This is a genomic window from Streptomyces sp. NPDC058683, from assembly GCF_042716195.1.
GTDB lineage: Bacteria > Actinomycetota > Actinomycetes > Streptomycetales > Streptomycetaceae > Streptomyces.
Genome location: NZ_JBHXSK010000039.1, coordinates 48,911 through 64,858, shown reverse-complemented (window position 1 = coordinate 64,858; position 15,948 = coordinate 48,911). Strand labels below are relative to the sequence as shown.

Annotated in this window: 16 protein-coding genes; 12 read left to right on the top strand and 4 right to left on the bottom strand. The window is 70.9% G+C overall.

Going from position 1 to position 15,948, the window contains the following annotated elements:
• The first annotated feature begins 229 nt into the window (after positions 1-229).
• From mftA to ACFWXC_RS35560, 10 genes are all read left to right on the top strand, one after another.
• The gene (mftA, locus tag ACFWXC_RS35605) at positions 230-352 is read left to right on the top strand and encodes a mycofactocin precursor MftA (RefSeq protein WP_362566931.1); all 123 of its coding nucleotides are present in this window, start codon (positions 230-232) and stop codon (positions 350-352) included.
• Between the two features lie 16 nt (positions 353-368).
• Entirely contained in the window at positions 369-659 is a 291-nt protein-coding gene (gene mftB, locus ACFWXC_RS35600; RefSeq protein ID WP_382538056.1) for a mycofactocin biosynthesis chaperone MftB, read from the top strand.
• Positions 656-1,942: a mycofactocin radical SAM maturase gene (mftC, locus tag ACFWXC_RS35595; protein ID WP_384485259.1), complete on the top strand. Its 1,287-nt coding sequence runs from the start codon at positions 656-658 to the stop codon at positions 1,940-1,942. The genes mftB and mftC overlap by 4 nt, the downstream gene beginning before the upstream one ends.
• Before the next feature lie 89 nt (positions 1,943-2,031).
• On the top strand, positions 2,032-3,213 hold the full coding sequence (gene mftD / locus ACFWXC_RS35590) for a pre-mycofactocin synthase MftD (protein ID WP_384485257.1): 1,182 nt from the start codon (positions 2,032-2,034) through the stop codon (positions 3,211-3,213).
• A 34-nt stretch (positions 3,214-3,247) separates the two neighbouring features.
• Entirely contained in the window at positions 3,248-4,087 is an 840-nt protein-coding gene (gene mftE, locus ACFWXC_RS35585; protein WP_384485255.1) for a mycofactocin biosynthesis peptidyl-dipeptidase MftE, read from the top strand.
• Positions 4,088-4,107: 20 nt separating this feature from the next.
• Positions 4,108-5,517, top strand: coding sequence for a mycofactocin biosynthesis glycosyltransferase MftF (gene mftF, locus ACFWXC_RS35580; RefSeq protein WP_384485253.1), 1,410 nt, complete (start codon positions 4,108-4,110; stop codon positions 5,515-5,517).
• A gap of 91 nt (positions 5,518-5,608) precedes the next feature.
• A complete protein-coding gene (locus ACFWXC_RS35575) occupies positions 5,609-6,529 on the top strand; it encodes a 2-hydroxyacid dehydrogenase (protein WP_384485251.1) in 921 nt (306 codons plus the stop codon).
• Positions 6,530-6,697: 168 nt separating this feature from the next.
• The gene (locus ACFWXC_RS35570; RefSeq protein ID WP_384485249.1) at positions 6,698-8,359 is read left to right on the top strand and encodes a thiamine pyrophosphate-requiring protein; all 1,662 of its coding nucleotides are present in this window, start codon (positions 6,698-6,700) and stop codon (positions 8,357-8,359) included.
• Between the two features lie 146 nt (positions 8,360-8,505).
• A complete protein-coding gene (locus ACFWXC_RS35565; RefSeq protein WP_384485247.1) occupies positions 8,506-9,303 on the top strand; it encodes an SDR family NAD(P)-dependent oxidoreductase in 798 nt (265 codons plus the stop codon).
• A gap of 204 nt (positions 9,304-9,507) precedes the next feature.
• The gene (locus tag ACFWXC_RS35560) at positions 9,508-10,077 is read left to right on the top strand and encodes an HXXEE domain-containing protein (RefSeq protein WP_384485245.1); all 570 of its coding nucleotides are present in this window, start codon (positions 9,508-9,510) and stop codon (positions 10,075-10,077) included.
• 488 nt (positions 10,078-10,565) lie between these two features.
• Here the strand turns inward: ACFWXC_RS35560 and ACFWXC_RS35555 are convergent, their stop codons facing one another.
• Positions 10,566-11,138 carry a TetR/AcrR family transcriptional regulator gene (locus ACFWXC_RS35555; RefSeq protein WP_384485243.1) on the bottom strand — a complete coding sequence of 191 codons (573 nt, stop codon included), beginning with the start codon at positions 11,136-11,138 and terminating at the stop codon, positions 10,566-10,568.
• Positions 11,139-11,275: 137 nt separating this feature from the next.
• Here ACFWXC_RS35555 and ACFWXC_RS35550 point away from each other — a divergent pair, with 137 nt between their 5' ends.
• Positions 11,276-12,094, top strand: coding sequence for an SDR family NAD(P)-dependent oxidoreductase (locus ACFWXC_RS35550; protein WP_384485241.1), 819 nt, complete (start codon positions 11,276-11,278; stop codon positions 12,092-12,094).
• Between the two features lie 135 nt (positions 12,095-12,229).
• Positions 12,230-13,219, top strand: a complete 990-nt coding sequence (locus tag ACFWXC_RS35545; protein WP_384485239.1) for an aldo/keto reductase — start codon at positions 12,230-12,232, stop codon at positions 13,217-13,219.
• Positions 13,220-13,421: 202 nt separating this feature from the next.
• Here ACFWXC_RS35545 and ACFWXC_RS35540 read toward each other — a convergent pair whose 3' ends face one another.
• From ACFWXC_RS35540 to ACFWXC_RS35530, 3 genes are all read right to left on the bottom strand, one after another.
• Entirely contained in the window at positions 13,422-13,715 is a 294-nt protein-coding gene (locus ACFWXC_RS35540) for a hypothetical protein (protein ID WP_384485237.1), read from the bottom strand.
• 21 nt (positions 13,716-13,736) lie between these two features.
• The gene (locus tag ACFWXC_RS35535; RefSeq protein WP_384485235.1) at positions 13,737-14,780 is read right to left on the bottom strand and encodes a glycoside hydrolase family 25 protein; all 1,044 of its coding nucleotides are present in this window, start codon (positions 14,778-14,780) and stop codon (positions 13,737-13,739) included.
• A gap of 94 nt (positions 14,781-14,874) precedes the next feature.
• Entirely contained in the window at positions 14,875-15,777 is a 903-nt protein-coding gene (locus tag ACFWXC_RS35530) for a BTAD domain-containing putative transcriptional regulator (RefSeq protein WP_384485233.1), read from the bottom strand.
• Positions 15,778-15,948: the final 171 nt, after the last annotated feature.

Genomic DNA, 15,948 nt, shown 5'->3' with positions numbered 1-15,948 from the left:
CCTCAGGTGCAGTTGCACGCCGATGCCTTCCTTTTGGCACCATGTGCCGTTAGTCTCCTGGCTACAAGCAGGGAGCCGCCCGCTGTTCTCCTTCGGCCCGGCACGTGAACGGACCGTGACACGCGCCCGTTGCCGCCCGCCGATTCCGACGGCGGTTGCCCTTCCTTTCCGCTCCGCCCCCAACACGCTCCGGCACGAGTCTGCCGGAGCCAGGCCCCGGGAGGACCGCATGAACGAGTTCGACACCGTTCCCGCCGACGAGCAGGCCACCGAGGTCGAGCCCGAGGCCCTGGTCGAGACGGACACGCTGATCGAGGAGGTCTCGATCGACGGCATGTGCGGCGTCTACTAGACCGCCGGGACGCCCCATGAACCCGATCGATTCCCCGATCGACCTGGACCGCGCCTGGGACCTGCACCCGCAGGTCTCGGTGCGGCCCGAACCCTTCGGCGCACTGCTCTACCACTTCGGCACCCGCAAGCTCACCTTCCTCAAGGACCCCCGTCTGCTCGCCGCCGTCCAGGCCCTGGCCACGGCGCCCACCGCGCGGGCCGCCTGCTCGGCCGCCGAGGTCACGGAGAGCGAACTGCCCGGCTTCGGGCGAGCGCTGGGCGCACTGGCCCGCTCCTCGATGGTCGTCGAAAGGAGTACGTCATGACTGCCCGAGCACCCCGGCCGACGGTGGCACCGGCCCCCCGGCCGGCACCGGCGCAGGCGGTGCGGCCGGCCGGGAGCCGCCTGGTCGACCTCTTCGAATACGGCCTGGACGCCCCCATCTGCCTGACCTGGGAGCTGACCTACGCCTGCAATCTGTCCTGCACCCACTGTCTGTCCAGCTCGGGGCGGCGTGACCCGCGTGAGCTGACCACCGCCGAAGCCAAGGCCGTCATCGACGAACTGGAGGCCATGCAGGTCTTCTACGTCAACATCGGCGGCGGCGAACCCACCGTCCGCGCCGACTTCTTCGAGCTCCTCGACTACGCCACCGCCCACCACGTCGGCGTCAAGTTCTCCACCAACGGGGTACGGATCACTCCCGAGGTGGCCCGCCGCCTGGCCGCCAACGACTACGTGGACGTCCAGATCTCCCTCGACGGGGCAACCCCCGAGGTCAACGACGCGGTGCGCGGAACCGGTTCGTACGACACCGCGCTGCGCGCCATGCGCAACCTCGCCGACGCCGGGATGAAGAACTTCAAGCTCTCCGTGGTCTGCACCCGCCACAACATCCCGCAGATGGACCAGTTCAAGGCCATCGCCGACCGCTACGGCGCACAGCTCCGGCTCACCCGGCTGCGCCCCTCCGGGCGCGGTGCGGATGTGTGGGACGAACTGCACCCCACCCAGGCCCAGCAGCGCGAGCTGTACGACTGGCTGGTGGCCCACGGCGACCAGGTCCTGACCGGTGACTCGTTCTTCCACCTGTCCGCCTACGGCCAGGCCCTGCCGGGACTGAACCTGTGCGGCGCCGGGCGGGTGGTCTGTCTGATCGACCCGGTCGGCGACGTCTACGCCTGCCCGTTCGCGATCCATGACGAGTTCCTGGCGGGCAACGTGCGCGCGGACGGCGGCTTCGCCCATGTGTGGCGTGAGTCCGAGCTGTTCCTGGGCCTGCGGGAGCCGCAGACAGGCGGGGCGTGCGCCTCCTGCTCCTTCTACGACACCTGCAAGGGCGGCTGCATGGCCGCCAAGTTCTTCACCGGTCTGCCGTTGGACGGCCCCGATCCCGAGTGCGTCCGTGGCTACGGGGAGCAGCTGCTCGCGCAGCGCCCCGAAGGACGCGACCACCTTCCCAAGCCGTCCGCCGACCACACCCACCGCACCGCACCCGCGCGGCGCCGAGGCCCGGTCGACCTGGTGCTGACCCGCCGCCAGGACGTCGACCGGCCGCCGGTCAGCGCCTGTGCCGAGGACCCGCTGGCCGGACTGAGCCTCACATGACGCCGTGTCCCACGGTGTTCGCGGTACCCGCGCCCGTCGTCCGCCAGATCCCGTCCGTATAACAGTCCTTTTCGAGGAAGAGTCGCCGCATGGGCAGGAACCCCTGGTTCGAGACGGTCGCGGAAGCCCAGCGCCGCGCCAAGAAGTACCTCCCCAGCACCGTGTACGACGCCCTCGTGGCCGGCTCGGAACGGGGCCGGACCATCGACGACAACCTGGGGGCCTTCGCCGAACTGGGCTTCGCACCCCGGGTCGCGGGCCACCACGCCGAGCGTGACCTGACCACCACGGTGCTGGGCGTGGAGACGTCCATGCCGGTGGTGATATCACCGACCGGCGTCCAGGCCGTCCGCCCCGACGGCGAGGTCGCCGTGGCGCGTGCGGCGGCGAACCGCGGGGTGATCATGGGACTGAGCTCGTTCGCCTCCAAACCGGTGGAGGAGGTCACCGCGGCCAACGCGAACACCTTCTACCAGATGTACTGGACCGGCACCCGCGAGAGCATGAGCCAGCGCATGGAACGGGCCCGCGCCGCCGGCGCGAAGGCCCTGATCGCCACCCTCGACTGGTCCTTCTCCGTCGGCCGTGACTGGGGCAGCCCGGAGATCCCGGAATCGATCAACCTCAAGACGGCGGTGAAGCTCGCGCCCGACGTGATCACCCGGCCACGCTGGCTGTGGTCCTTCGCCAGAACCGGCCGCATACCCGACCTGACCACCCCGAACCTGCAACCGCCGGGCGGCAGCGCTCCCACCTTCTTCGGTGCCTACTACGAGTGGATGCAGACCCCTCCGCCCACCTGGGACGACGTCAAGTGGATGCGCGAGGAGTGGGGCGGCCCGTTTCTCCTCAAGGGCGTCACCCGGGTCGACGACGCCAAACGCGCCGTGGACGCCGGCGTCTCCGCCGTCTCCGTCTCCAACCACGGAGGCAACAACCTGGACACCACCCCCGCGACCATCCGGATCCTGCCCTCCGTCGTGGAGGCCGTCGGCAGTGACATAGAGGTACTCCTCGACGGCGGTGTCCGCCGCGGCGGCGACGTGGCCAAGGCACTGGCCCTCGGCGCCCGGGCCGTCCTGATCGGCCGCGCCTACCTGTGGGGCCTCGGCGCCAACGGCCAGGCCGGTGTGGAGAACGTACTGGACCTGCTGCGCGGCGGGCTCGACTCCGCAGTCCTGGGGCTGGGCCGGGCCTCGGTCCACGAGCTGTGCCCCGACGACCTGGTCATCCCCGAGGGCTTCACCCGCACCCTCGGCACCAGCGGCTGACATGCCAGGTCAGCGTGCCCGCGGAGAGAACGAGTTGGGGCGAGCAGCGTGGCCGGAGATCACCGGTGCGCCGCTGGTGGTCGTCGCCGTCGGGTCGACCGAACAGCACGGGCCGCACCTGCCGCTGGACACCGACACCGTCGTGGCCACCGCGGTGGCCCGTGCGGCCGTCCAACGGCTCACGGACCGGGACCGGACAGAAGAGCGTTCCGGCGCGCGGGTGCTGCTGGCACCCGCACTCGCCTTCGGCGCGAGCGGTGAGCACGCCCACTTTCCCGGCACCGTGTCCATCGGTCACGAGGCACTGCGGGTGGTGCTGATCGAGATGGTGCGGTCGCTGTCGCTGTGGGCCGGACGGTGCGTGTTCGTCAACGGCCACGGCGGCAACGTGGCCACCCTCGACGCGGCTGTGGCCCAGCTGCGTGCCGAGGGACACGACACCGCGTGGCTCGGCTGCGGCGTCCCCGGCGCAGACGCGCACGCCGGGCGCACCGAGACGTCGCTCATGCTCCACCTCGCCCCCGACGACGTACGTCTCGACGCCGCCGTCCCCGGAGACACCCGACCGATCGCCCAGCTCATGCCGGAGCTGACGGCGCGCGGTGTCCGGGCCGTCGCACCGAACGGCGTCCTCGGCGACCCCACCGGCGCCACCGCGCAGGAGGGCCGTGCTCTGCTGCGCACCCTGGCGGACAACGCCGCCCGGCGCATCCAGGCCTGGCGGCCCGACCCGCGCGGGCGACTCGGCGAGCCCCCGCCGTCCGCGCAGACGCCGGCCGCGGCCCGGCGGACGGCCGCGCACGGCCCGGCAGCAGCGGCCCCCGGCACCCGCGCGGCCACGAACAACTCCGCCCGAGAACGGCTGTCTCCATGACTCTCCCCAACGGTTTCACCGTGACCCTCGACCGAGGCACCCGGGTCCTCGACGGCGGCGGGGCCCTGCTGGGCGGCCAGCCCACCCGCCTGCTGCGGCTCACCCCGCGAGCCCGGGCCATGCTGACCGGCCGCAGCCTGTGCGTGCGGGACGCGGCGAGCGCGTTCCTGGCGGACCGACTGCTGGCGAACGGCATGGCCAACCCCCAGGTCACCGCACTGGCCGACCCCGCTCCGGCGGGGGAGAGCGCGCCCTCGTACACGTACGTCATCCCGGTACGGGACCGGCCCGGGCAACTGGGGCGACTGCTCGCCTGCATACCGTCCGGCAGTCCGGTCATCGTCGTCGACGACGCCTCCCTCGCCCCGGAACGGGTGGCCGGTGTGGCTGCCGCACACGGCGCACGCCTGCTGACGCTGCCCGTCAACGTCGGCCCGGCCGGCGCGCGCAATGCCGGACTGCGTCAGGTGACGACCTCGCACGTCGTCTTCGTGGACTCCGACATCGTGCTGCCCGCCGAGACCGTGCCCGTACTGATGCGGCACTTCGCCGACCCGTCCGTCGCCATGGCCGTCCCCCGCATCACGGCGCTGACCGCGGACTCCGCCGGCGGCTGGATCAGCCGTTACGAACACGCCCGATCCTCCCTCGACCTGGGCACGCACCCCGCGTCGGTGCGCCCCGGCAGTCCCGTCTCGTGGGTTCCCAGCGCCTGCCTGGTGGCACACGTCGGGACCCTGCTGGACATCGGCGGCTTCGACGAGTCCCTGCGGGTCGGCGAGGACGTCGACCTGTGCTGGCGGCTGACCGAGAGCGGGCGACGTATCCGCTACGAGCCCGCAGTGCAGGCCGCCCACGAGCATCGGGCGCATGTCGTCGACTGGTTCCGGCGCAAGGCCGACTACGGCACCGGTGCGCACCCGCTCGCCGTACGCCATCCCCGCGACACCGCCACGGCCGTGCTCGCCCCGTGGAGCGCAGCCCTGGTGGTCACGGTCGCGGCGCAGCGTCGCTGGTCCCTGCCGGTGGCCGCGGCCCTGTGGACGACGGCGACCCTGCGCGTCGCGCGCACCCTCGACGGCACCGCACACCCGCTGCGCGAGGCCGCCCGGCTGACCGGCGGCGGAGCCGTCAACGCCCTCGCCCAGGGCGGCGCGTTGCTCACCCGGCACTGGTGGCCGGCCACGGCGGCCGGATGCCTGGTCTCCCGTCGCGTCCGCCGCGCCGCCGCGGTGGCGGCCGTCGCAGACGTGGCCCTGGAGTACCGGAGCCGCAGCACCGGCGGACTCGGCCCCCTGCGCTACGCCGTCGCCCGCCGTCTCGACGACCTTGCCTACGGCACCGGAGTCTGGCTCTCCGCCGTCAGGGGCCGATCCACGGCCGCCCTCCGTCCCCGCATCGTGGTACGGGCCCGCCGACCGGGACGGTGATGCCCGCACCCGGGCCCGGGAACACCGCGATTGCCGAGGCCGACGTCGAGTCCGTCGCGGCTCGGGGGACCTGTTCAAGGGGTGAGTTGCCATGCCCGGTTCGATGCTGACGGTGAGTGTTCCCGACGGAGCCGCACGTGCCGCGCTGGGTGCGCTGCCGGGTGATGTCCGGGTGACCGTGTGGGACGGCGTCGGTGAGATCCCGGCGCATGGCGACGAGATCGAATTCTTCGTCGGCCGCTTCAACACGCGACCGAGACGCGAAACGCTGGAGTCCCTTCCCCGGCTCCGGGTCGTGCAACTGGTTTCGGCGGGCGTCGATGCGTGGCTCTCCGTGGTGCCCGAGGGCGTCCTCCTGTGCAACGGGCGTGGCGTACACGGGCGATCGACCGCGGAGCTCGCGGTCGGCGGGATGATCGCGATGCTGCGGGGCATCGTTCCGTTCGCCATGGCGCAGCGGGACCACCGCTGGGAGCAGAGGTTCACCGAGGGACTGGACGGCCGGCGCGTGCTGGTCGTCGGCGCGGGCGACATCGGGACGCGCATCGCCACCGCCGTCCGCGTGTTCGGCGCCGACGTCACGGTCGTCGCCCGGCGCCCGCGGCCGGGTGTCCATGACCCCGCCGAGCTGCGGCAGCTGCTGCCGGGGCAGGACGTGGTGGCCCTCGCGGTGCCGCACACCGACGATACGCACCACCTGGTCGACGCCGAGTTCCTCGCCGCACTGCGCGACGACGCGCTGCTGGTGAATGTCTCACGCGGCGGGGTGGTGGACACCGAGGCGCTCGTCGCCGAAGTGCTCGGGGGGCGGATCCGGGCGTTCCTGGACGTCACCGACCCCGAGCCGCTTCCCGTCGGCCACCCGTTGTGGGACGCGCCGAACGTACTCATCACCCCGCACGTCGGCACGATCCGCGGCTGGGAGGAGCGTGCCTACCGGCTCGTGCGCGAACAGATCCTGCGCCTGCGGGATGGGCACGAGCTGGTGAACGTGGTCGAGAAGCGCTCCTGAGCGAGCGAGCGCGCGCGGGCGGGCGCCGCGGCCCCGCGGCCCCGCGCGTCGCGGTCGATGACCGGATGAGAACGGGTGGGGGGTCTTGCGGTCGCCAGTAATGTATGCAAAATTGCACACCGAAGGTCGCAGTCAAGTGGAGCCGTGCCGGACGGCAGGGAAGGAAGCATGATGCGCGGGAGCGAGGCAGTTGCCGAGGTGTTGCGCCGAGAAGGCGTGGAGAACGTGTTCTGCTTCCCGGCCAACAAGATGATCGACACCGCGGCCGCCGTCGGGATCCGGCCGATCGTCGGGCGCGAGGAACGCAGCGTCATCAACATGGCCGATGCCTACAGCCGGATCAGCAACGGCCGACGCATCGGTGTCGCCATGACCCAGCACGGCCCCGGCGCCGAGCACTCCTTCGGAAGCATCGCCCAGGCCTACAGCGACTCCGTGCCACTGCTGTACCTGCCCAACGGCAATCCGCTCGACGAACTCGGGCTGCGTACGACGTTCGACGCCGTCGACTCCTTCCGTTCGATCACGAAGTGGTCGGCCCGGTTCGAGAGCGCGAAGACGATTCCGGCCCAGCTCCGGCGCGCGTTCCAGCTCATGCGGTCGGGCCGACCCGGACCGGTGCTGCTCGAACTGCCCCTTGATGTCGCCGAGGAGGAGATCGACGACGCCCTCCTCGCGTACGAGCCGCCTCGCCGCCACCTCAGTGCCGCCGATCCGGCGGACGTGGAACGGGCGGTCGCCCTGTTGCTGGACGCCGAGCGGCCGGTGATCCGGGTCGGGCAGGGCGTGCTCTGGGCCGAGGCGACGGCCGAACTCGTCGAGTTCGCCGAGGCGATCAACGCTCCCGTCGCGACGACCTACATCGCCAAGAGCGCGTTCCCCGAGGATCACCCCCTGTCCATCGGCAGCGGCGGCACGGGTATCAGCCCGGGCATCGCCGAGTTCGTGCCGGCTGCCGACCTGATCTTCAGTATCGGCGCGAGTCTGCTCCACACCCTCGGCTCGTTCCGCGTACCGGCCGGCAAGACGATCGTCCAGGCGACCAACGACCCGGACGATCTGTCGTTGCAGTACCCGATCGCCTGCGGGCTCGTAGGGGACGCGAAGCTGGTGCTCCGTCAGATCACCGCGGAACTCCGCCGTCAACTCCGGTCGCGGAGGCCGGCCAGCGCGAAGACCGACTTCCGCAAGGAGGTCGCGGACTTCAACGCCAAGGTCGCCGCCGAGTGGGAGCCCTACTTCGAGACGAACGACGTCCCGGTCAGTCCGCTCCGCCTGGTGCACGAGATGATCGCCGCGCTGGACCCGGACCGCACGATCATCACCCACGACTCGGGATACCCGCGGGACCATCTCGCCCCGCACTACATGGCGACCCGGCCGCGTGGATACCTCGGCTGGGGGAACAGCACGCCCCTGGGCTCGTCGCTCGGTCTGGCGCTCGGCGCCAAGGTCGCGGCGCCGGACAAGCTCTCGGTCTGCTACCTCGGCGACGCCGCCTTCGGTCAGTGCGGCCTGGAGATCGAGACCGCCGTACGCAACAAGATCCCGGTACTGATCGTGCTGACGAACAACAACGAGATGACCGGGTACGGCGAGCACCAGCCCGTCGCCGACAAGAGGTTCGGCCTCAAGGAACTGGGCGGCCAGTACGCCGAGATCGGCACGGCCCTCGGCGCGAAGGCATACCGGGTCTCCGATCCGAACGAGGTCGGTCCGGCGCTCCAGAAGGCGATCGCCGAGGTGGACGGCGGCGCGGTCGTGCTGCTGGAAGTGGTGACGTCGGCGTTTCGCCGGCGGATCGCCGGGGCCAGTGCCCTCGCCGACTGAAGAGGGCTCGGGCCTGCCGGGGAGCTGCGCGCTCGGGCGCCCTTGCGCGCAAGGAGACACGGGGGAGAGCCGCCGGGGTGCGGGTGCTGAGCCCGATCTAGACTTGCGGGCCAGTACACGTAAGTGACCTGGGAGGCCGGTCTCGCATGGATCTGCAACTTGCCGGAAAGTGCGCGATCGTCACGGGAGCGAGCCGGGGCATCGGGTACGCCGTCGCCCGTGCACTGGCCGCCGAAGGCGCGGCTGTCGTGCTGGCCGCCAGAGGCGGGGACGCGCTCGACGCGGCGTCCGCACGCATCGTCGCCGACGGCGGCCGGGCCCTCGCCGTGGTGACGGACACCACCGACGAGGCGTCCGTGCAGGAGCTGGTACGGCGTGCGGCCGGCGCGTTCGGGAGCGTGGACATCCTCGTCAATTGTGCTGCCACACCAGCCACTTCGGGGTTTGCCGGCGCGCTCGCCGACTTCGACGACGACCGGCTGCGGCAAGAGGTGGAGACGAAGGTCCTCGGCTATCTGCGCTGTGTGCGGGCGGTGGCTCCGCTGATGACCGCGCGGGGATGGGGGCGCGTCATCAACGTCAGCGGCCTGGCCGCGCGGCAGACCGGGCCGGTGATCGGCTCGGTGCGCAACGTCGCGGTGGCGGCGATGACGAAGAACCTGGCGGACGAACTCGGCCCCCAGGGGGTCAATGTCACCGTCGTCCACCCGGGCATGACGATCACCGAGGCATCCCCGGCGGTGTTCGCCGCCATGGCCGAGGCACAGGGTGTCGACGAGGCGGAGGTCGTCCGGCGGCTCTCCTCGGCGGTGGGCATCGGCCGCATGGTCACGGCGGAGGAGATCGCGAACACCGTCGCCTTCTTGGCCTCCCCTCTGAGCGTGGCGATCAACGGCGAGTCGATCGCTGTCGGCGGCGGCCAGGTCGGGCCGATCCACTACTGATCACCTGACGGGAGGACAGCGTCTCCGGGGCCGGCATCGGCCACGGCTGCCACCCCGCTGCGATCGTCCGGGCCTGCCCCGAGCAGCTCTGTCTTCGCTGCACCCAGGCGCGGTGAACGGGTCCGTCGACTGCCTCGGCCGCATCGCGGCGGAGACCAGCCGCTCTCCGGAAGCGCTTGGTGCGGGCTGACAGACTTCTTGTCCATGAGCGGACATGATGTGGGCGATGGTGGCGCAGGGGTCGGGGCCGGTGTGACCTTCGGGCTGCTGGCCGCGTGGGCGGTGCACGATCTGGAGGAACTGGCCACGATGCCGGGCTGGGCACGCGGGCGAGTGCCCGGGCTGCGACAGCGGTTTCCGCAAGTGCCAGAACGGATGTGGCAGCGGCTGGAGTCCATGGACGGGCGAGAGTTCGCAACGGCCGTCGCCGGGATGGCTGTGGTGGTGGCCACCGCCGCTGCCGACGGGCACCGCACGGGTGGACGCTCCGGCTTCTATCAAGGGGCTCTCAACGGATTCGGGCTGCACGCCCTGGTGCATCTGGCCCAGGCCGGCGCCGTCCGTGGATACACGCCCGGTGCGGTCACCTCACCGCTGGTGGTCATCCCCTTCACGCTGTGGGCTCGCGGCCGACTGCGGCGAGCCGGTGTCCTGCGTCCCACACGCCCACTCGAGGCGCTTCAGGGGCTGGCGCTGGCCGCGGCCGCGACGGCCGGAACACACATGGTGGCGCGACGGCTGCTGCGCCGGGGGGCGCACAACGACCGAACTTGATCACTCACTCGGGGATGCGCCGGACGGGGGGCACGGCCTTCGGCTCATTCCGCTTCGAAAAGCAGGTCTTGGGCTGGACCCGCGGGCCGCGCAGTGCCCCACGGGATACGCCGTTGGTGAACCGGGCGCGAGGCGCTGTCACGCAACCGGTGTGTCGGTCATGCGGTTGGGGTCAGACGCCACAGGGACGTGGTCTCGGCACTTCGCGCGGCGTGGAGTGGGTCCGTGGTGTCCTGGGACCGCGGGTGCCGGGGCGAACCGACGCCTGTCCGCCGGACAGGCGTGTGCGTTGAGGCAGTTGGCCGCTACCGCCCTCGCGTCGAAGCGAGAGAGCAGACGTCCCAGACGACCATGCCAAGCATCAGGGGCAGTCCTTCCAGGGGAGAGGCCGCAGAGTCGCACACGTGTCGTCCAGCTGCCGAACACGCTGTCCCGGGAGATCTCCACCGGCCGTACCCACCTCACGGCCAGGGAGCAAGAACTCCTGCTCAGCCGGTGGCCGTGACGGGGCGCGCCTGGTGGAAGCAGCGCTCGAGGCGTTCCAGGAAGCCGTCGAAGGACTCGTCGTCGGGCCAGGTCTGATACGCGGTGTTCGCGGCGGCCAGGGCGAGGTTGAACTGCAGGGTGGCGGTGATCTCGTCGCCGTGGGCGGCGCGGGACGTCACCCACTCCCTCAGCTCGGTGAAGAACCGCTCGCCGAAGTTCTGGCCCGACTGGGCGAGGACGGGCGACTGTGCCTTGAGGCGGCGCTGCAGGGGCATCCGGTCCCGCAGGCTCTCCAGGAAGCCGGTCAGGATCGCGGTCAGCGAGTCCCACAGCGGCTCGTCCGCGGGGCGGCCGGTCATCAGGGCCTGCCAGGCCTGCCGCTCCTCGGGGTCCTGGTCGAAGACCACGGCCTCCTTGCCCGCGAAGTAGTTGAAGAAGGTGGCACGCGAGACGTTCGCCGCTGCCGCGATCTGCTCGACGGTCGTGGCCTCGTAGCCCTGCTCTTCGAACAGCCGCAGCGCGGCCGACCGGATGGCATGCCAGGTCGCGAGCTTCTTGCGCTCCCGCAGGTTCATCGCACCTCTTTCTGTCGGTGTCATCTTACGTTCCGAACTCTGGACTCCTCTATTTTTGGACTCATCTAAGTTTCGGGTTACAGTGCAGTCGGCCCCGGGAGGTCTGTCCTGGAAGGCCGGATCCGAAGGAGAACACCATGAGCAAGGTCTGGTTCATCACCGGTACGTCCCGTGGCCTGGGCCGCGCGTTCGCCGAGTCCGCCCTGGAGCGCGGCGACAAGGTCGTCGCGACCGCCAGGAACGCCGCCTCGCTGGACGGCCTGGTCACCAAGTACGGCGACGACGCGGTGCTGCCCGTCGCGCTGGACGTCACCGACAAGGCGGCCGTGGCCACCGCGGTGGCCACGGCGCAGGAGAAGTTCGGCCGCCTCGACGTGGTCGTCAACAACGCCGGCTACGGCCTGTTCGGCATGATCGAGGAGGTCGGCGAGCAGCAGCTGCGCGACCAGATGGAGACGAACCTCTTCGGCGCCTTCTGGGTCACCCAGGCCGTCCTGCCGGTCATGCGCGCCCAGGGCAGCGGCCACATCGTGCAGATCTCGTCCGTCGGCGGTGTCGCCGCGTTCCCCTCGCTCGGCGCGTACCACGCGTCCAAGTGGGCGCTGGAGGGCTTCAGCGAGGCCCTCGCCCAGGAGGTCGCCGGCGCGGGGATCAAGGTCACCGTGGTCGAGCCGGGCGGCTTCACCACCGACTGGGGCGGCTCCTCCAGCGTGCACGTCGAACAGAACCCCGCCTACGACGAGGTCCGTGCGGCCATTGCGGCCCGTTTCGGCGACGCCCTGTACGCCGACCCGGCCGATGCCGCCACCGCCCTGCTCCAGATCGTCGACGCCGAGAACCCGCCGCTGCGGGTGCTCTTCGGCACCGAACCCATCGAGATCGTCTCGCCCCTCTACGCCGAGCGCCTGCAGACCTGGGCCGACTGGCAGCACGTCTCCCGGATCGCCCAGGGCTGACCGGGCGCGCACGGCATGCCGAGTAGCGGAGTCCGTTCCGACTGCTCTCATTCACAGACGTACAAAAGTCACTGACTGTGACATTCGTGCCGGACGTCATGCGGACGGGAACGAAGGAAAGGCTTGGGACACCACATGCGACAGCGCAGTCTCCGGGATCTCCAGGTATCGGCCATCGGCCTGGGGTGCATGGGCATGTCGGCCTTCTACGGAACGGCCGACCAGGACGAGGGCATCGCGACCATCCGGCGAGCCCTGGACCTCGGTATCGACTTCATCGACACCGCGCAGGTCTACGGACCGCTCACCAACGAGTCCCTGATCGGCGAGGCGATCAGGGGACACCGTGACGAGTACGTGATCGCCACGAAGTTCTACTACCGCATGGACGGCGCGGTACCGGGCGACATGAGCACTGTCGGGGCTCCGGACGGCTCGGCCGAGCATGTCCGCAGCTCCGTGCACGGCTCGCTGGAGCGTCTCGGCACCGACCGCATCGACCTGTACTACCCGCACCGCGTCGACCCCGACGTACCCATCGAGGAAACGGTCGGCGCCCTGGCCGAGCTGGTGGCCGAGGGCAAGGTGCGCTACATCGGGCTGAGCGAGGCCAGTGCGGAGACCATCCGCCGTGCGCATGCCGTCCACCCGATCACGGCGGTGCAGTCCGAGTACTCCCTGTGGACGCGGGACGTGGAGGCCCAGGTGCTGCCCACCTGCCGCGAACTCGGCATCGGCTTCGTGCCCTACTCGCCGCTCGGACGCGGATTCCTGGCCGGCCGCTTCACCTCCCCCGAGGAGCTGGACGAGAACGACATGCGCCGCCAGGTCCCGCGCTTCGCGGACGCCCATCTCGACGCGAACCTGCGGCTGGCCGCCAAGGTGAAGGAGATCGCCGAGGAGAAGGACGTCACTCCCGCGCAGCTGGCCATCGCCTGGGTGCTGGCCCAGGGCGAGAACGTCGTCCCGATCCCGGGCACCAAGCGTCGTACGTACCTGGAGCAGAACGCGGTGTCGATCGATGTCGAGCTGACCAAGGAAGACCTGGCCCGCATCGACGCCGAGCTGCCGAAGGTGGCAGGAGCGCGGTACGACGAGCAGGGGATGCAGACGGTGGAGGACTGACCCGGGACGACGCTGCCTCGGGTGTGGACCGGAGTTCCAACGCGACTCGGTACGACGCCGAACGGGCTCGGGCCGACGCGGCCCGCCGGTGGCAGGTGCATCCGTAGCCCGGCAGGCGCGCCCCGCAGCTCGTCTGCGGGGCGCGTGCCGGCCCCCGCGCACCCCGTCCTTGCCCAACGGAGAACGCGTCTGACGACCGAGGTCAGGGACTGTGCCCGGTGGTGGTCTGCGCCGGGTGCACCGTACCCGCGTAGTCGGGCGGAGCCGCCCAGCCGAGGAGGATTCCGGTGACGGTCGCGAGCGGCCGGGAGTGGATCCTCACGGCGAGGGTTTCGAGGAGCCGGAACGTCGTGTAGTACGCGCCGGTGAGAACCGTGGTGACCACGCTCGCCACCGACGCCGAGTCGAAGTCGACGCCGATGCGGACCAGCAAGGTCAGCAGGAGCCCGGCGACGACCGGCACGACCGTGCGCATGAAGCTGGCGAAGAGGTTCATGGGGACAGCCCTCCCGGCGTCTCAGGATGCGGGGTCGAGGTGGATGACGACCTTGCTCACAGCCGTCTCGATCGCCGTGGTGATGGAGGCGACAAGTGCGGCGGGGTCGATGTTCTTGTCGAACGTCGCGAGCGCGGCGGCGAGTTGCGTGATGACCGTGCTCTGGGCCGCCTCCGTCGCCTGCACGAGCCGCACCCGGGCGTTGGTGTCCTTGATGTAGGACTGGAGCGCCCAGTAGGGGTTGGTCGTCACGTCCGGGGCATCGGCAGGAGCCTTGATCACTCCGTCCATGGTCAGGACCTCCTTCGCCGCCGCGGACGCGACCTCTCTGACGTCCGCCGTCTCCAGCACACCGCCTCCGGCGACGAGCTTCGCGACGACCGCGGCCGCGACCTTGTTGATGTCGTCCGTGGTGAGCGCCATGTCTTCGGTTTCCTCTCCGGCGGCCCAGGCGCGCAGCGCGGACTCGCTCAGGTAGCAGATGGATCGGTCGAGGGGAGTCGAGGTGAACTGCCAGAACAGCGGAGACCTGCCGGACGGGCTGGGCTTCGGGTGCGCCTCGGCCTGTGCGTAGGTCGCCGCGCCGGACCAGGGATAGGCGGGGTACCACAGGGGGACGGTGGCGGGCGCGTGGCCGGCCGCCAGGTCGCTCCCCGCCGTGTACAGGCCGACCCGCTGACCGGGAAACGCGGCTTGCACCCTGGCGATCCAGGCTGTGGCGTAGGCCTTGATCCCGGCGGCCGTGACACCCCCGTAGTTGGCGCCGTCGGACCTGCGTTCCAGGTCCAGCCAGTGCACGAAGCCCGGGCCGGCGTACGGTTTCACGGCGGCGATGTAGTTGGCCGCCTCGGCGCCGGCGTCCTGGTTGGGCCAGCCGAAGTGGTAGGCACCGGGGACGAGCCCGGCCCTGGCGATGCCCGCGATGTGCGTGGTGAAGTGTGCGTCCCGGGAGTGCTCGCCCTCACTGGCCTTGGCGAAGGCGAAGACGACGCCTTCCGCCTTGCGGGCGTTCCAGTTCTGGGCTCCCTGATAGACCGAGAGATCGACTCCCCGACATGTGGCCATGTCGGCGCCCCCTTTTCCTTGTCGAACAAGTGCTGCCCCTGCGTGGGCAGGGAGACGATGGCAGGCTCCCCGTGACCGGGATGTCACTGCCGCGTCAACCCCTTCTGGGCCCGGGCGCCTTCACCCCGGCCGACGGCGCCCTCCCGGCAGCCGAGACCGCGGGCGACGGCATCCGCGTACCGCCCTCGACCTGGCACGGGAACATGCCGGCCAGGCGCGCCGACGGTTCGAGTCCGAGTTCCTCGCGAAGCAGCCGCCGGAACGCCTCGTAGTGCCGGATCGCCTCCACGACGTTGTTCTCGGCCAGGTGGACGGCCACCACCGCGCAGTGGGCACTCTCGCGCAGGGGCTCGATCGCGACGCACCTGAGGGCCGCCTCCAGCGCGAGCGCGTACCGGCCGCGCGCGGTGAGCCGGACGCTCAGTGATTCGAGTGCGTGCAGGCGGAGTTGGCGCAGCCGCTCCCGCTCCGGGTGGACCCACTCCTCGTCCCAGCCGGGAAGCAGCTCGGCGCTCTCCAGGAGGACCAGCGGGGGTGGCGCCTCACCCGGAGCCTGCAAGGAACCGGCCAACCGCAGCGCCGCCCGGGTGAAGTCGTCGACGTCGACGGACACGCCGTCCGCCAGGCACAGGCTGTCGCCGTCGCTGCGGACCGCCGGCTGCCGCATCCGGCGCAGCCGCCACAGCACCGTACGCAGACTGCCGAGAGCGTGCTCCTCGGCGACCTCGGGCCACAACGTCCCGGCGACGACCGAACGGGACGCACGTCTGTGCAGTCCCAGATAGGCCAACAGCCGCTGTGCGCTCGCCGGAACGGCGATCGACCCGTTCGCTCCCTCCAGACGGAAGGCGCCGAACAGGCGCAGTCCGACAAGGTCCTGTTCCCGTCCCGCCGTACGGTCTCTTCGTGGTTCCGCCGTCAACTCGTTCCAGACCATCACCAGTCGCCGTTCCCCCGTGTCGCGGCCGCCGGTTGAGCGGCCAGTCCCGTGTGCCATGCCGTGCGCATATACCTGAGGCGGCCAGCGTGAACAGGTCGAAGACGTCTGTCATGCGCCTTTCCGCTCAGCGGACCACGTGGTCACGGACCCGGCGGCACGGCGCAGCCCTCGGCCGGCGTGCCGCGGCTGCCGGGCGACCGGGCGAACCGGAGGCCCGCACCCGGCGTC

Coding starts and splice junctions, on each gene's coding strand:
- mftA (WP_362566931.1), top strand. CDS start 230: ATGAACGAGTTCGACACCGTTCCCGCCGACGAGCAGGCCACCGAGGTC.
- mftB (WP_382538056.1), top strand. CDS start 369: ATGAACCCGATCGATTCCCCGATCGACCTGGACCGCGCCTGGGACCTG.
- mftC (WP_384485259.1), top strand. CDS start 656: ATGACTGCCCGAGCACCCCGGCCGACGGTGGCACCGGCCCCCCGGCCG.
- mftD (WP_384485257.1), top strand. CDS start 2,032: ATGGGCAGGAACCCCTGGTTCGAGACGGTCGCGGAAGCCCAGCGCCGC.
- ACFWXC_RS35575 (WP_384485251.1), top strand. CDS start 5,609: ATGCCCGGTTCGATGCTGACGGTGAGTGTTCCCGACGGAGCCGCACGT.
- ACFWXC_RS35570 (WP_384485249.1), top strand. CDS start 6,698: ATGATGCGCGGGAGCGAGGCAGTTGCCGAGGTGTTGCGCCGAGAAGGC.
- ACFWXC_RS35565 (WP_384485247.1), top strand. CDS start 8,506: ATGGATCTGCAACTTGCCGGAAAGTGCGCGATCGTCACGGGAGCGAGC.
- ACFWXC_RS35560 (WP_384485245.1), top strand. CDS start 9,508: ATGAGCGGACATGATGTGGGCGATGGTGGCGCAGGGGTCGGGGCCGGT.
- ACFWXC_RS35555 (WP_384485243.1), bottom strand. CDS start 11,138: ATGAACCTGCGGGAGCGCAAGAAGCTCGCGACCTGGCATGCCATCCGG.
- ACFWXC_RS35550 (WP_384485241.1), top strand. CDS start 11,276: ATGAGCAAGGTCTGGTTCATCACCGGTACGTCCCGTGGCCTGGGCCGC.
- ACFWXC_RS35545 (WP_384485239.1), top strand. CDS start 12,230: ATGCGACAGCGCAGTCTCCGGGATCTCCAGGTATCGGCCATCGGCCTG.
- ACFWXC_RS35540 (WP_384485237.1), bottom strand. CDS start 13,715: ATGAACCTCTTCGCCAGCTTCATGCGCACGGTCGTGCCGGTCGTCGCC.
- ACFWXC_RS35535 (WP_384485235.1), bottom strand. CDS start 14,780: ATGGCCACATGTCGGGGAGTCGATCTCTCGGTCTATCAGGGAGCCCAG.
- ACFWXC_RS35530 (WP_384485233.1), bottom strand. CDS start 15,777: ATGGCACACGGGACTGGCCGCTCAACCGGCGGCCGCGACACGGGGGAA.